Genomic DNA, 12,107 nt, shown 5'->3' with positions numbered 1-12,107 from the left:
GATGTTCAAACCTTTGTATGTATTTGATATGGATGAAACGCTGATCAATGCCGATGCAGCGATGCTCTGGAATGAGTTCTTGGTTGAAAAGGGCATTGCTACAGCGCCGAACTTTATCGAAGAAGACCAGCGCTTAATGGGCCTGTATTCGGAAGGTAAGCTGAACATGGAAGATTACCTCACGTTCGCTATGCAGCCACTCGCGGACATGCCAACAGAGCAAGTGACCGCCTTGGTTGAAGAGTGTGTCGAGCACCATATTCTGCCTAAGCAGTTTAAACAGTCGAAACCTTTGATTGAGCAGCTAGAGAATGATGACATCGACATGTTGATCATTTCAGCCAGCGTCACTTTCTTAGTGGAAGCGGTCGGCCGCAAGATTGGTATCGAGAACGCACTCGGTATCGATTTAGTCGAAAATCAAGGCCGTTTCACGTCTCAAATATCAGGCGTGCCAAGCTATCGAGAAGGTAAAGTGACGCGTTTAAAAGAGTGGTTAGACAATCAAGAAACCAACTACTCAGACATTCACTTTTATACCGATTCAATCAACGACTTACCTTTGTGTGAGCACGCTGATTTTGCGTATCTGGTGAACCCATGCTCGCGTTTGAAAGCACTGGCCGAACAACCGAATTGGTCGATTCTCAACTGGGATTAACGCGAATCCTATATTCGAATTAGCTTCGTTCTAGAACTCATCAAGCCGCTGACTACAGCGGCTTTTTTGCATCATCAGTCTAATGTTCGATTTATCATCTTAACTAACAAAAGTGCACCTGTAACAATTCAATAACATCTCTTGCTTGCTTGTAAATCAAACCACCGTCTTTCAATCCCTTGATAGCACTCACTTTCTTGTTGTTGTGATTCGTGTGTAACAAATATTTTACAAATTGACGGGTTTTTAGCGTGATTGTTCATTTCTCTCCATCCATTCCAATCTGTCGGCTTGTGGGCCAAATTTAATTAAGGACAAAAAACACTCAACACTTCTTCAAGCAATAAGAAGTCACGTAATAAAAACCAGTAATACAAAACCGATAGGTACAAGGAGAAAGTTCATGGTGGAGTCATACAACCCGCTTGGTACGGATGGATTCGAGTTTGTTGAATACACAGCTGTCGACCACAAGGGAATTGAGCAACTTAAAGCGCTGTTTGTGTCACTTGGTTTTGCTGAGATCGCCAAGCACCGCTCAAAAGAGGCTTGGCTGTATCGACAAGGTGACATCAACTTTATCGTCAATGAACAGCCTCACAGCCAAGCGGCAGCGTTCGCTAAAGTGCATGGGCCATCGGTCTGTGGCATGGCTTTTCGTGTCAACGAAGCAACAGCTGCAATGGAGCAAGCGTTCAAGGGCGGTGGTGAAGAGTACAAGACAGAAATAGGGCCGATGGAACTGAGCATTCCTGCCATTTACGGCATCGGTGAAAGCCTGCTCTATTTTGTGGATCGTTATGGCAAGCAGAGCATCTATGACGTCGATTTCCGATTCTATGACGATGCGGAACAGCGCATGGCCGAAGCCAATGTTGGCTTGTATGAAATCGACCACCTCACGCACAACGTGAAACAAGGCAATATGGATGTGTGGTCTGGGTTCTATGAGCGTCTTGGTAACTTCCGTGAGATTCGTTACTTCGACATTGAAGGCAAGCTGACAGGCCTTGTGAGCCGCGCCATGACCTCACCGTGTGGCAAAATCCGCATTCCTATCAATGAGTCTTCCGACGACAAATCACAAATCGAAGAGTTTATTCGCGAATACAACGGCGAAGGTATCCAACACATCGCACTCGCAACGGATGACATCTACAAAACCGTGAAGACTCTGCGTGATCGCGGTATGGACTTTATGCCAACCCCAGATACCTACTATGAGAAAGTTGACGATCGTGTGAAAGGCCACGGGGAAGACACTGATTTGCTGCGCGACCTGCGTGTTCTGATTGATGGCGCACCGACCAAAGACGGCATCTTGCTGCAAATTTTCACGCAGACAGTAATCGGGCCTGTGTTCTTTGAAATCATTCAGCGTAAAGGCAATGAAGGCTTTGGCGAAGGTAACTTCAAGGCGCTGTTTGAATCGATTGAAGAGGACCAGATTCGTCGAGGAGTATTAGACGATGCATAAATGGATCTCGTTTCCTCATCGAGAGGGGGTGTGTTCTAAACAAGCGCATGCCGACTTCCCCGAAGAGGCAATTTATGAGCGAGAAGCGGGCCGAAGTGGATTCTTCGGCCCTGCTGCTCACTTTCATCACCAACATGCCCCAACAGGTTGGTCGGAGTGGGAGGGCGATCTGCGTCCTCGCGCTTTTGATTTTACGCTGGTGGAGAAAGCTAGCCAGATAACGCCTTGGGCGGTGCCTCATCTTTTGCACAATGCGGACTGCAAAATTCGCGTATGGCGCATGGATGAGAAGATGGATTTCTTAGTGCGTAACTCCGACGGTGATGAGCTGCTGTTCATTCACCAAGGCAGCGCCGATTTCTATTGTGACTATGGTCATCTAGCGGTGAGTGAAGGGGATTACGTGATGATCCCGCGCTCGACCAACTGGCGCTTAGAGCCAAGCGAGCCGATGTTTATCTTGATGATTGAGAACACAGACGCGGCTTACTCCTTGCCAGAGAAAGGCATGGTCGGTAATCACGCGGTGTTTGATCCTGCTGTGCTCGACATCCCTTCAATCAATGATCAATTCCGCGCTCAGTATTCAGAAGATCAAACCCAAGTTCAGGTGAAACGCCACGACAAAGTCAGTGTGATCACTTATCCGTTCAATCCATTGGATGCAATTGGCTGGCATGGTGACTTAGCGGTGGTGAAAGTGAATTGGCGCGATATCAGACCGCTGATGTCACATCGCTACCACTTGCCACCTTCTGCGCATACAACGTTTGTTGGCGCAGGCTTTGTAGTGTGCACCTTTGTACCTCGCCCAATTGAGAGCGACCCTGGTGCATTGAAAGTGCCGTTCTACCACAACAATGATGACTACGACGAAGTGCTGTTCTATCACGCTGGTGACTTTTTTAGCCGTGACAATATTGAAGCGGGCATGGTGACCTTCCATCCTGCAGGCTTCACTCATGGACCTCACCCTAAAGCCTTCAAGGCGGGTCAGGCGCACAAGAAGAAGTTTACCGATGAAGTGGCGGTGATGATCGATACTCGCCACGCGCTGCAGTTCTCTGACGAACTCGATAGCGTTGAAAACAAAGAATATGTCTACAGTTGGCAAGAGAAGTAAGGGGCAACAAGGATGAAATTAGCAACCAAGAAAAATGGTACTCGTGATGGCCTATTGATGGTCGTGAGTAAAGATCTCAAACAGTGCGTACCTGCCACCGAAATCTTTCACGCGATGCATCTGGCGCCAACCATGCAGGTCGCTTTGGATAACTGGGACAGCGTTGCACCTCAGTTAGAAGAGTTATACACCTCGTTAAATAACGGGCATGTGACGGGCAGTGAAGTGTTTGCCACTCAGTATTGTGAATCACCATTGCCACGCGCTTATCAATGGGCGGATGGCAGCGCCTATGTAAACCACGTTGAACTGGTGCGTAAGGCGCGTGGTGCTGAAATGCCAGAAAGTTTCTGGGTTGACCCGCTCATGTATCAAGGCGGCTCAGATGCGTTTATCGGGCCACGTGACAATATTGAATTTGCCAGTGACGAATGGGGTATCGATTTCGAGGGAGAAGTCGCGGTAGTCACCGGAGATGTGCCAATGGGTGCCAGTGCTAAGCAAGCGCATGATTCGATTCGTTTACTGATGTTGGTGAATGATGTGTCTTTACGTGGCTTGATTCCAGCAGAGCTCGCCAAGGGCTTTGGTTTCTTCCAGTCTAAACCCTCTTCAGCGTTTTCTCCGGTTGCCGTGACGCCTGATGAGCTAGGTGAACAATGGAAAGGCAGTAAGGTACACCTGCCACTGACTTCAACCTACAACGACCAGCCTTTTGGGTGCCCGAATGCAGGTGTAGACATGACCTTCAATTTCGCGGAGCTGATCGTCCATGCTGCGAAAACTCGCCCACTGTCGGCCGGAGCGATCATTGGCTCTGGCACGGTATCGAATAAGCAAGGCACTGACCACGACACCTCAATTGCCGAGGGCGGCGTAGGCTATTCATGCATTGCTGAAGTGCGCATGATAGAGACGATTCGTGATGGTAAGCCTTCAACTCAATTCATGTCGTTTGGTGATTCGATTTGCCTGGAGATGTTCGATGTCGATGGTGACTCGATCTTTGGCGCGATTGACCAAAAAGTCAGTCAATATCGACCACGCTAGTGATAACAACAAGAGTACAGCGACAGAGAGGAATAGTATGGACAAGGGCATCACACTCTACGGTTATTGGCGCTCTTCGGCAGCCTATCGAGTGCGTATTGGCTTGAACTTAAAGCAACTTAGCTATGAGTCGAAATCGGTGCATTTGGTGCGTAATGGCGGCGAGCAGCATGATCCACAATATCGCGAGCTCAATGCCAGTGAATTAGTGCCAGTACTGGTGGATGGTGACGTTCAACTCAATCAGTCGCTGACGATCTTGCAATACTTAGACGAAAACTATGTGTATGAGAGCAGCCCAGACTCCTTGTTGATTCCTGAGCAAACACCACTACGTTATCAAGCGTTGGCGATGGCTCAGGATATTGCGATGGAGATTCACCCTCTGAACAACCTGCGCGTGCTGCAGTATTTGGAGCGAGAGTTGTCGTGTGAACAGGAGATGAAAGTGGATTGGCTTCATCATTGGATGAGCCAGGGTTTCCATGCTTTAGAAGAGAAGCTGGCGAAGTACAGAAAAGCGCACGGCGACTCGGTATATAGCCTCACGGATTCGCCCTGTATCGTCGATATTTGCTTGGTGCCGCAAGTCTACAACGCGCTGCGCTTTGGTGTTGATATGTTGCCTTATCCGTTGATTAACTCAATTGTCGAAGCGTGTAATAAGTTACCCGCGTTCATCGACGCAATGCCAGAGAATCAGGCGGATGCGAACGCATAGTTCAGGTTAAGACGAAACAGTTGCTATGATCAAAAAGCCCTCCACGATGTTCAGTCGTGGAGGGCTTTTCGTTGGAAGTTACTTTCTTCTAATTGAGAGCTTGTGAGATAGGATCGCTAAAGCGAAATCACATGCTTTATCTCATCGAGCACGTCCGCATTGGCTATGGCGCCTATGTTTTCGACGGGTTTGCCATTCACCACCTGTTTCACCGCCAGCTCCACCAGTTTTCCTGAGCGTGTTTTTGGCACGTCACTGATAGCAAAAATCTGACTAGGCACATGCCTTGGCGAGCAAGATGATTTGAGCTTACTCTTGATGGTTGCCAATAACGTTTCATTGAGAACCACGCCTTGCTGCAGTTGAACAAACAACCAAATCTGTTCATTGCGGTCGACATCTTTACCGACGGCGATGGAGTCGATGATGCCGTCAATGGTGTTCACTTGCTGGTAGATCTCGGCGGTACCTATTCGCACGCCACCAGGGTTGAGTGTGGTGTCGCCTCGCCCATAGAACAGGTAGCCGCCATGCACGCTCTGTGAGACCTCGTCACCGTGATGCCACACATTATCGAACCTATCCCAATACGTGCTGTGATAGCGCTCTCCGGTGTCATTCCAGAAGCCGACAGGGAAATTGGGGAGGGAATTTGTACACACCAGTTCACCACGTTCGTGATCGACTTTATGACCCGTTGAATTGAACACTTTGATGTCGACGCCAAGCCCTGCCTGTTGGCACTCACCGCGATACACTGGTGAGATAGGGTTGCCCAACACAAAGCAGCCACAAATATCCGTACCACCAGAAATGGACGCCAAATGCAGGTCTTGTTTGATGTGTTTGTAAACGTAATCAAACTGCTCTGGGTAAAGCACAGAACCGGTCGTACACAGTGTTCTTAAGTGGGGAAGAGAATGGTTGTCGATAGGTGAGAGCTCTGCCTTCTCGATAGCTTCTAGATACTTGGCTGAGGTACCAAACAGCGACACATCGGCGCGCTGTGCCAAGTCCCATAGAACGTTTGGTTGCGGATAAACTGGGCTGCCATCAAAGATCACCAAACAAGCACCGCTGGTGAGCGCAGAGACGTGCCAGTTCCACATCATCCAACCACATGTGGTGTAGTAGAACACGCGATCGGTTGGCTTAACGTCGCAATGAAGTTGATGCTCTTTTAGGTGGTTGATGGTAGTGCCACCAACAGAATGCACAATGCATTTAGGCTTGCCTGTGGTACCGGAAGAGTAGAGTACAAACAATGGTTCATTGAAGCCGACACGCACAAATCGTACAGGCTGTGGCTGATAGTGATTAATGATGCTGTGCCAGCTTCGGGTCGACACATCATTTTCAAAGTCATTCCTTCCCAAATATCCGATCTGACACACCTGTTTTAGCTCGGTTAAGTGCTCGATGATTTCACGGTTCTTATCCGTCATATCGAATGTTTTGCCATTGAAGGTATAGCCATCACAGGTGAACAACACCTTAGGTTTCACTTGGCCAAATCGCTCAATCACACTCTCGACACCGAAATCAGGCGAGGTTGATGTCCAAATCGCGCCCAAGCTGGTGGCTGCCAGCATCGCTATTACGGTTTGTGGCAGATAGGGCGTATACGCAGCAACCACATCACCTTGCTTCACTCCGCTATCGACAAGCCATTGCTGAACGCTAGAGACCGCTTCACACAGGGTTTTCCATGTATAACTCTGTTGTTCGCCACGTTCATTCTCAAACCAAATCGCCAGTTCATTAGGCATGGTTTGTGCCAAACGCAGCAAGTTCTCGGCGTAGTTTACTTGTGCATTGGGAAACCAAACCGCATCACGATTCGATTTAGGCTGCTGCCAGCGGCTCTCACCTTGAGCTTTGATGGTCTCGCTTTCTACCTTATTAATAGAGTCTTGCGAGCCGACCACTCCACAAAACTGCCAAACGTTCTGCCAAAACGACTCGGGATGTTCCACAGACCATTGATGGAGTTCGGCGTAGCTTTTTACGTCCCTATCTAGGTTTAACCCAGACTGTTCAAGGCTCTCGATAAATCGGGTTAAGTTGGCATCGGCGATACGCTGCTCGCTTGGCTGCCAAATGGGCTTATTGCTTTCGTGCATTCCTTTACCTTTAACAAAAAGTTAACGTTTTCAGTCTGGTATTTAGGTTTTACAAAGTCAAAAGTTCAGCAAAATAAGCGCCTGGCGGAATTGTGTAAATAAAATGTTACACGATCGCTTATTTCGAAAAATCACGCAAATTGGCGCTTATAAGGAGTGGAGATAGGCTTAAAGTGAGACATTCAAAAGGAGGTGTGTAATGACTCAATATCATTCTAAGCCCGTGAGCCAAGAGGGATGGGTTGAGTGGAGCCTCGAAGAAGATGCCATTTGGCACGACTTGGTGAAAAGACAACTGGACGTCATTAGTGACCGCGCTTGTGATGCCTATTTGCACGGTTTGACCCTGCTGGATCTGCCATTAGACAGAGTTCCCCAACTTCCAGAGATAAACAAAGTGCTAAAGGAAACAACAGGTTGGCAGGTTCAGCCTGTTCCGGCGTTAATCGATTTTGACCGTTTCTTTGATTTGCTTGCGAATAAGAAATTCCCCGTCGCGACATTTTTGAGAACGCGAGACGAGTTCGATTATTTGCAAGAACCTGATTTCTTTCATGAAATTTTTGGTCACTGTGCCATGCTCACTAATGCTGATTTCGCAGCCTTCACTGAGCATTATGGAAAACTAGGCCAAGCGGCGACATCCAAACAACGCGCTTATCTTGCCCGTTTGTATTGGTTTACGGTCGAGTTCGGTTTAGTAAAAGAAGGCCAACAATTGAAAATCTATGGTGGTGGCATTCTTTCGTCTCCGGCGGAAACCATGTATGCGTTGGGAGGGGATTTGGCCGTTCGAGAGCGGTTCGATCTACAAACCGTTTTAAGAACCCCCTACCGCATCGACATCATGCAGCCGAAATATTACGTAATCGACGAGCTATCTGAGCTCTTCAAAATCAGTCAGGAAAACCTATTACAGCAAGCTGATCTCGCGATTGATGCGGGGTTACTACCACCACTTTTTGAACCCAAGGAACCAACACATGTTGAATGAACAAAAATGCGAAGCCTGCAGTATCGACGCGATTGCCCTAAGTAAAGATGAGCAACAATCTTTACTATTGGAGTTGTCTGATTGGCAGATCATGGAAAGAGACGGCATCCCACAGCTTGAGAAGGTGTTTAAGTTTAAGAACTACAAGCAAGCATGGGCATTCAGCAACAAAGTGTCAGAGTTAGCAGAAGAAGAATTCCATCACCCTTCTATCTTATTGGAATGGGGCAAAGTCACCGTAACTTGGTGGAGCCACTCAATCAAAGGCCTCCACAAAAATGATTTCATCTGCGCCTCACGCTGCGATGTGTTCGCGGTGAGTGAGTAGTATTGCAGGTTAGAAACTACGCTTTCGCCTTTGTGATGTGATTAACTCATTATTCGGCTCATTAGGTGAGTCGAATAAGTAATACTTTCGCATCATGGGGCGTCACTTCTCTCAAACTAGCTTGACCTGCATCAGTGACTTGCTTGGTTTCGGGTCTCATAAACCCTTTCTGTTACTCATAGTATTGGTTTTATGAGGCTGCTCTATGATATATTTCTCGGCCAAGTGTATTACAGACGAAGGCTAGCAATGTCTATCAACCTTTCACTCCTTCCACCCAGCGAGAAAAATAAAATCGAACTGGATAAGCAAGCATCATTTCTTGTATGGAAACTGAAGCAAGCGAAATGTGGCCCTGAAGCCATTGTTGAAGAAGCAATGAAGCTAGGTGACCCAGATGAAAAGGTGTGGTTTGAACAGTCTGTAGAAAAATACAAACGGGTAATGGGTGTCGCATAAACGCAGACAAACCTTGCCCAGCAATGCTGTAGAATTGAAATGACACAGTAATTTGCTAGAATTTGCACCGTTAATTGAATCAGAGAGAAGATCCCGATGGGAAGAAGTTTTGAAGTGCGCAAGGCCTCAATGGCGAAAACTGCAGGCGCAAAAATTAAAGTTTATTCTAAATACGGTAAAGAGATTTACGTACTGGCTAAGAACGGCAGCTCTGACCCAGACATGAACCTACCTCTTAAGCACCTGATTGCTAAAGCGAAGAAAGACCAAGTACCAGCTCACGTTATCGACAAAGCGATCGATAAAGCGAACGGCGGCGGCGGTGAAGACTTCCAACCAGCTCGTTACGAAGGTTTTGGCCCAGGTGGCACAAGCGTGATCGTTGACTGTCTAACTGACAACGGCAACCGTACTTTCCAAGACGTTCGCCAATGTTTCGTTAAGACTGGCGCGAAAATCGGTGTTGAAGGTACTGTTTCTCACATGTTCGCTCACCAAGCTGTATTCCAGTTCAAAGGCGAAGATGACGAGATCATCCTAGAAACGCTAATGATGGAAGACGTAGACGTGACTGACGTTGAGCTAGAAGACGGTGTTATCACTGTATTCGCTCCAACGACTGAGTTCTTCAAAACGAAGACTGCACTAAACACTGCGTTCCCAGAGCTAACGCTAGATGTTGAGGAAATCACTTTCGTTCCTCAAACGACTACGCCAGTAGCTGAAGAAGATTCTGAGAAGTTCCAGAAGTTCTTAGACATGCTTGACGACTGTGATGATGTTCAGCAGGTTTACCACAACGCTGAGCTGTAATCTTTACAGTAACAACAGTTATTAAAAAACCGAGCCTAGTGCTCGGTTTTTTTATGTCGGTAACAATGATTGTTTTCCTTGATCATCGTTCCGCTGGTTCTATAAATAACTTTGGAATTCATGGCGTTATTCATCGCATAAACTCACTTTGGTTATCGTTTTTGATCTTGGGCGACATAGCCACTCGGCGACCTTTCTAACTTGCGGTAACAAGGTTAGGCTCAGTGTGAGTGCACACGGCCAAGCAATCAAAAAGCTGTTTAACCAAATTGGTGGCCATGCTTGACTGAAACCCATCTTATAACCCGAAATGATCCCCGACATCATGAATGCCATGACAAGTGAAGACAGTATCGCGGTAACCCAATGCAGTTTGTTTTTCATCCGCTCTCCTTAGTGATTTTGTTATTGGAATGCATTAAGGTTACTCTTATCCATAAATGAGAAAAATAGGCACATATAGAAGTATGAATTCCATATTTGGAAACATTGATGATCTATTCCTGTTTTGTACTGTGGTGGAAGAGGGATCGTTGTTGTCGGCATCGAAGCGACTCCAATTGCCGGTGTCGACCATGTCGCGCCGATTAACCGCCTTGGAAGAGCGCCTGAGCATTCGCCTTTTGGAGAAGAAGGGTAGAGAACTGGTGGCCACTAAAGATGGTGAGGCGGCCTTTGCAGCGCTGAGCAGTGGTATGGAATCCCTGCATCAAGGGTTTAGTAGCTTGCTTGAAGAGCGCGATGCCATTCAAGGTAAGGTTAAGCTCGCTGTTCCTCATAACTTTTATAGTGGTTTTCTTCGCCCGACCGTTGAGCAATTCCTTGCTGAGTACCCAAAAGTACAGCTCAACCTCATTTTGAGCCAACAGCAAGTGGTGCCTGAAACCGATCGTGATTTGTTGATCACGTTTCAAATTTCCGACATGGAAGGCATGATTGCGCGACCACTGTTTAAGGCCAAGCATGGATTTTTTGCAAGCCAAGAGTATCTGGATTCTCGTGAAGAGATTAAAAAGCCAGACGATCTCGAGCATCAAGAGTGGATTAATGTCGATGATGTGTTTGATATGCCGCTCTACAAATCTGGTCAGTTAGAGCAGATGGTGACGATAAAACCTAAGTTCATCGTTAACGATATTTATGCGGTCGCGGCCGCAGCGCAAAAGGGATTGGGTATCGCCTCACTGCCTTTTCGTCATGTTTCTCCGGAAATGAATCTGATTCAAGTGCTCCCTGAGTATCATCGGGGTGATCGCCAAGCGTATTTAGTGTACAAAGAAAGAAAATATCAGCCGAAGGCTTTGACTTTGCTTATCGAGACCTTAATTGAGAGCGTTCGATCGTTCCATCATGATGAGCTGAGTTAAATGAAAAGGAGAAAGAAATGAAAGTAAGTTTTATCGGGCTAGGCGTAATGGGTTTCCCAATGGCAGGCCACCTAGTCAAAGCCGGTTTTGAGGTGACGGTATTTAACCGCACTCATAGCAAAGCATTAGACTGGGCTGATAAACACCAAGGTAAAGCCGCTGAGAGTGTAGCTGAGTGTGTCGCAGAAGCGGACGTAGTATTGGTTTGTGTAGGCAACGATGACGACGTGCGCAGCATGACAACCAGCGAAACAGGCGCACTGGCGGCAATGAAGCCAAACGCAATTCTTGTTGACCACACAACAACGTCAGCAATCCTGTCTGAAGAGCTTGAAGTCGCTGCGAAGCAAGCTGGTGTTCGCTTTATGGATGCACCAGTGTCTGGTGGTCAAGCGGGCGCAGAAAACGGCGTGCTAACTATCATGTGTGGTGGTGAGCAAGAGCTATTCAACGACCTTCAACCTGTATTTGAAGCTTACGGTAAATCGTCAGTTCTGATGGGTAAAGTAGGCCAAGGCCAACGCGCGAAAATGGTTAACCAGATCTGCATCGCGGGTGTATTGAACGGCTTATCTGAAGGCTTGGTATTGGCTGAAAAATCAGGTTTGGATATCCCAACTCTGGTTGATTGCCTTAAAAACGGTGCTGCTGGCTCATGGCAGATGGAAAACCGCGCTACAACAATGGCGCAAGACAAGTTCGATTTCGGCTTCGCAATTGATTGGATGATCAAAGACTTAGGCTTCTGCCTAGATGAAGCTGAACGTCAAGGTATTCAACTTCCATTGACTGAAAAGACTAACAACGCCTACAAGGCACTGTCTGCTGAAGGACAAGGACGCATGGATACATCAGTATTGATGAAAGCTGTCGTTGAAGAGACGAAGAAGTAGAAAGATCGAAGTAATTAAAGCTTCGTTTGGATAACTAAAAATAGCCGCTGATTAGCGGCTATTTTTGTTTGTATTAAATGATAACGAGCCTTTTTAAC

General features: G+C 47.2%; 13 protein-coding genes. 11 read left to right on the top strand and 2 right to left on the bottom strand.

Annotation, left to right across the window (positions count from 1 at the left end; genetic code table 11):
• Position 1: 1 nt before the first annotated feature.
• The 5 genes from OCV12_RS17600 to maiA all read left to right on the top strand — a co-directional run bounded on the left by OCV12_RS17600 (position 2) and on the right by maiA (position 5,032).
• On the top strand, positions 2–661 hold the full coding sequence (locus OCV12_RS17600; protein ID WP_261886719.1) for an HAD family hydrolase: 660 nt from the start codon (positions 2–4) through the stop codon (positions 659–661).
• Positions 662–1,064: 403 nt separating this feature from the next.
• On the top strand, positions 1,065–2,138 hold the full coding sequence (gene hppD, locus OCV12_RS17595; RefSeq protein WP_261886718.1) for a 4-hydroxyphenylpyruvate dioxygenase: 1,074 nt from the start codon (positions 1,065–1,067) through the stop codon (positions 2,136–2,138).
• On the top strand, positions 2,131–3,261 hold the full coding sequence (locus tag OCV12_RS17590; RefSeq protein ID WP_261886717.1) for a homogentisate 1,2-dioxygenase: 1,131 nt from the start codon (positions 2,131–2,133) through the stop codon (positions 3,259–3,261). Before hppD ends, OCV12_RS17590 begins: the two co-directional genes overlap by 8 nt.
• Positions 3,262–3,273: 12 nt before the next feature.
• A complete protein-coding gene (locus OCV12_RS17585) occupies positions 3,274–4,311 on the top strand; it encodes a fumarylacetoacetate hydrolase family protein (RefSeq protein ID WP_261886716.1) in 1,038 nt (345 codons plus the stop codon).
• 37 nt (positions 4,312–4,348) lie between these two features.
• Positions 4,349–5,032 (top strand): maleylacetoacetate isomerase, encoded by a 684-nt coding sequence (maiA, locus tag OCV12_RS17580; protein ID WP_261886715.1) that lies wholly within the window; start codon positions 4,349–4,351, stop codon positions 5,030–5,032.
• A gap of 116 nt (positions 5,033–5,148) precedes the next feature.
• Here the strand turns inward: maiA and OCV12_RS17575 are convergent, their stop codons facing one another.
• On the bottom strand, positions 5,149–7,155 hold the full coding sequence (locus tag OCV12_RS17575) for an acetoacetate--CoA ligase (RefSeq protein WP_261886714.1): 2,007 nt from the start codon (positions 7,153–7,155) through the stop codon (positions 5,149–5,151).
• Positions 7,156–7,354: 199 nt separating this feature from the next.
• Between OCV12_RS17575 and phhA the strand changes: the two genes are divergently transcribed.
• The 4 genes from phhA to OCV12_RS17555 all read left to right on the top strand — a co-directional run bounded on the left by phhA (position 7,355) and on the right by OCV12_RS17555 (position 9,749).
• The gene (gene phhA, locus OCV12_RS17570) at positions 7,355–8,149 is read left to right on the top strand and encodes a phenylalanine 4-monooxygenase (protein ID WP_017630281.1); all 795 of its coding nucleotides are present in this window, start codon (positions 7,355–7,357) and stop codon (positions 8,147–8,149) included.
• Positions 8,139–8,477, top strand: a complete 339-nt coding sequence (locus OCV12_RS17565; RefSeq protein WP_017102223.1) for a 4a-hydroxytetrahydrobiopterin dehydratase — start codon at positions 8,139–8,141, stop codon at positions 8,475–8,477. The genes phhA and OCV12_RS17565 overlap by 11 nt, the downstream gene beginning before the upstream one ends.
• Before the next feature lie 249 nt (positions 8,478–8,726).
• Positions 8,727–8,936 carry a DUF3283 family protein gene (locus OCV12_RS17560; protein WP_008216860.1) on the top strand — a complete coding sequence of 70 codons (210 nt, stop codon included), beginning with the start codon at positions 8,727–8,729 and terminating at the stop codon, positions 8,934–8,936.
• Positions 8,937–9,032: 96 nt separating this feature from the next.
• On the top strand, positions 9,033–9,749 hold the full coding sequence (locus OCV12_RS17555; protein ID WP_017057670.1) for a YebC/PmpR family DNA-binding transcriptional regulator: 717 nt from the start codon (positions 9,033–9,035) through the stop codon (positions 9,747–9,749).
• Positions 9,750–9,875: 126 nt separating this feature from the next.
• Here OCV12_RS17555 and OCV12_RS17550 read toward each other — a convergent pair whose 3' ends face one another.
• Positions 9,876–10,133 (bottom strand): DUF2798 domain-containing protein, encoded by a 258-nt coding sequence (locus tag OCV12_RS17550; protein ID WP_261886713.1) that lies wholly within the window; start codon positions 10,131–10,133, stop codon positions 9,876–9,878.
• An 83-nt stretch (positions 10,134–10,216) separates the two neighbouring features.
• Between OCV12_RS17550 and OCV12_RS17545 the strand changes: the two genes are divergently transcribed.
• Together OCV12_RS17545 and OCV12_RS17540 are read left to right on the top strand one after the other, a co-directional pair.
• On the top strand, positions 10,217–11,116 hold the full coding sequence (locus OCV12_RS17545; RefSeq protein ID WP_261886712.1) for a LysR family transcriptional regulator: 900 nt from the start codon (positions 10,217–10,219) through the stop codon (positions 11,114–11,116).
• 17 nt (positions 11,117–11,133) lie between these two features.
• Complete coding sequence (locus OCV12_RS17540) at positions 11,134–12,009, top strand: NAD(P)-dependent oxidoreductase (RefSeq protein ID WP_261886711.1); 876 nt, start codon at positions 11,134–11,136, stop codon at positions 12,007–12,009.
• Positions 12,010–12,107: the final 98 nt, after the last annotated feature.

The sequence above is a fragment of the Vibrio pomeroyi genome, from assembly GCF_024347595.1.
Classification (GTDB): Bacteria; Pseudomonadota; Gammaproteobacteria; order Enterobacterales; family Vibrionaceae; genus Vibrio; species Vibrio pomeroyi.
This window is presented reverse-complemented; position numbering and strand designations above follow the sequence as displayed.